Genomic DNA, 1443 nt, shown 5'->3' on the forward strand with positions numbered 1-1443 from the left:
TTCAAGTGGCCGATGGCCGGATATATGTCGAATAATAGGGTCATGGCTCTTTAATCTAGTAATTTACCTAAATCCAAATAAGCGAACTGTATATCCGCATTCAGACTCATTAAAATTCGGTGATTATCCTTGTCATAGCAATAATTTATAATTGGATATCCTGTTTCTAATGTCTTTAAATAATTACCCTCTAAGTCAAATACTAGAAATTTTGTTGCATAAACAACTTTTCTATCTGCCGTTATATATCTTTCTCCTAAGTAGGTCGCAACTATTCTATCTTTACAAATTCTAACATTTTCAAAAAAATATTTGCCATGTGTTTCCGTATCCCAATTAGGACCATATATATTGTATTTCAATTCTCCATCAAGGCTACATATTGTCATTAAATCATGTGGCATATAAGCCTCCACATAGATATTATGCTCCACTGATAGATCAAAAAAAATGCGTTTCTTTTTAACATACGGATTAATGGTATAGCTCATTGGTGTTATCTCACCAGTTTGCATATTAAACTTTCCAACAACCGGTTTAAAATTGCCATTGCCTAAGCGTTGTATAGTTACACCAATAGACAAAGTATCATTAATATATTCATATTTGTCAGGAAATATCTGGTCTCCCATCTTCATTTTTTCGGCAGGAAGATAAGCCGGATCTGCTATCGCACTGTCCAGATCATAACTAAAAATACGATTTTTACCATGATCAGACACGTAAAACTTACGATTTACTTTGTCTTCAACTATATGTCCCCCTATATTTGCGATCTCTCCCGGCCCTTGTCCTCTTGGAGCGATACTTGTTATATACTTGAAGTTGTTCTTATCAAAAATATGTATAAATTCATTTGCCGTTTTATAATCGGTGATGAATATGTAATTATCAATTACAGCTGGCCATGAAAAGAAACCGATGAGGAGATCTTCTATAGAAATTTCTTTTATTTGATCATGAACATTGATTATATTATATCTTTTGCTTTGATGTTTTTCAGTTGTAGAATTTAAAGAGCATCCCCAACAAAAGATAATCAAGAAAAATAGATATACCGCATTATTCATATTTTTATAGTTTTTTATATAGATGAGACATCTTTCCTTTTATAAAAATTAAAAAGGAATGTGCCAAAGTCTTCTATCCTATCATTTAGGATTGATCCAAAATCTCATCCTATACTGATTCAATCTTTAGAATAAGATAGTGGATCAAATCCAACATGATAAAAGGGAATTATGACACATCCCTTATACAAATACTATATTGCGAAAATATAATGCCATGTAAAATTCACATTAACCCCATCCACTATACTCTTCGTAGTTATGCCAGCCATTGCAATCACAACTACCACATCTATCTACACACCCATTCGGGCAGTAAGCCAGCGCCTCAGTGTTAGCCGACATAAGATCGGAAACTGAAACCTCCTCGTTA

General features: G+C 33.3%; 1 protein-coding gene. It reads right to left on the reverse strand.

Annotated features, from left to right (window positions below):
• Window positions 1-50: 50 nt before the first annotated feature.
• The gene (locus E5342_RS18950; RefSeq protein ID WP_135960075.1) at window positions 51-1070 is read right to left on the reverse strand and encodes a 6-bladed beta-propeller; all 1020 of its coding nucleotides are present in this window, start codon (window positions 1068-1070) and stop codon (window positions 51-53) included.
• Window positions 1071-1443 lie beyond the last annotated feature (373 nt).

It is taken from the genome of Parabacteroides distasonis (genome assembly GCF_004793765.1).
Lineage (GTDB): Bacteria > Bacteroidota > Bacteroidia > Bacteroidales > Tannerellaceae > Parabacteroides > Parabacteroides distasonis_A.

Excerpts from the sequence above, each read along its gene's own strand:
- E5342_RS18950 (WP_135960075.1), bottom strand. The coding sequence starts at position 1,070 with ATGAATAATGCGGTATATCTATTTTTCTTGATTATCTTTTGTTGGGGA.